The sequence below is a fragment of the Aquirufa rosea genome (assembly GCF_004118285.1).
Classification (GTDB): Bacteria; Bacteroidota; Bacteroidia; order Cytophagales; family Spirosomataceae; genus Aquirufa; species Aquirufa rosea.
Map to the genome: position 1 here is coordinate 1 of NZ_SDHY01000019.1, position 1,334 is coordinate 1,334.

The 1,334-nt window shown below is 40.9% G+C and carries 1 protein-coding gene; it reads left to right on the top strand.

The window, feature by feature from the left end; genetic code table 11:
• The coding region (locus ESB04_RS12340) for a thrombospondin type 3 repeat-containing protein (protein WP_205749517.1) at positions 1-1,334 on the top strand (1,334 nt) is incomplete at both ends.

The window sequence follows — 1,334 nt, forward strand, 5'->3', positions numbered from 1 at the left end:
ACTTGTAATAACTTAAACGACGGAAATGGAGACGGCTGGGATGATCGTGGACAATATGCTCCAGTAATTGATACTGATAAAGACGGTACTCCTGACTTCTTGGATTTAGATTCAGATAATGATTGTATCCCTGATCGTGTAGAATTAGGAGGTGATATTGATGGAGATGACAAACCTAATTTCCGTGATTTAGATTCTGACAACGACGGTATACCTGATGCAGTAGAAGCTGTTACATGTAATTCGCCTGTTGATACAGATAAAGATGGGGCTAAGGACTTCGAAGACCTAGATTCAGATAATGATGGTATTCCAGACAAATTAGAAGCGGGTGCTGATCCAACTAAACCAGTAGATACGGATAAAGATGGTACTCCTGATTTCCGCGATTTAGATTCAGATGGTGATGGAATTCCTGATAAAGTAGAAGCAGGTGCTGATCCTAACAATCCAGTTGATACGGATAAAGATGGCATCCCAGATTTCCAAGATATTGATTCAGACAATGATGGAATTCCTGATAAAGTAGAAGCGGGTGCTGACCCTAATAATCCAGTAGATACGGACAAAGATGGTACTCCTGACTTCCGTGATTTAGATTCAGATAACGATGGTATACCGGATAAGGTAGAAGCGGGTACTGATCCGAATAATCCAGTAGATACGGATAAAGACGGCACACCTGACTTCCGTGATTTAGATTCGGATAATGATGGTATTCCTGATAAAATTGAGGCAGGAAATGATCCAAATAACCCAGTGGATACGGACAAAGATGGTACTCCTGACTTCCGTGATTTAGATTCAGATAATGATGGTATACCGGATAAGGTAGAAGCGGGTACTGATCCGAATAATCCAGTGGATACAGATAAAGATGGAACTCCTGACTTCCGTGATACTGACTCAGATAATGATGGAATTCCAGATGTCATTGAAGCAGGTAAGGATCCAAATAATCCAGTAGATACGGATAAAGATGGTACACCAGATTATCGTGATTTAGATTCAGATAATGATGGTATTCCAGATGTCATTGAAGCAGGTAAGGATCCTATTAACCCAGTAGATACGGATAAAGATGGTACTCCTGACTTCCGCGACTTAGATTCGGATAATGATAATATTCCTGATAAGGTGGAAGCGGGTAAAAATCCAAGCAATCCAACAGATACGGACAAAGACGGTATTGCTGATTTCCGTGAATTAGATTCAGACAATGATACCATACCTGACAAGGTGGAGGCTGGACCAAATCCAAATAATCCACTAGACACGGACTCAGATGGAATGCCAGATTTCCAGGATATTGACACAGATAATGACACAATTCC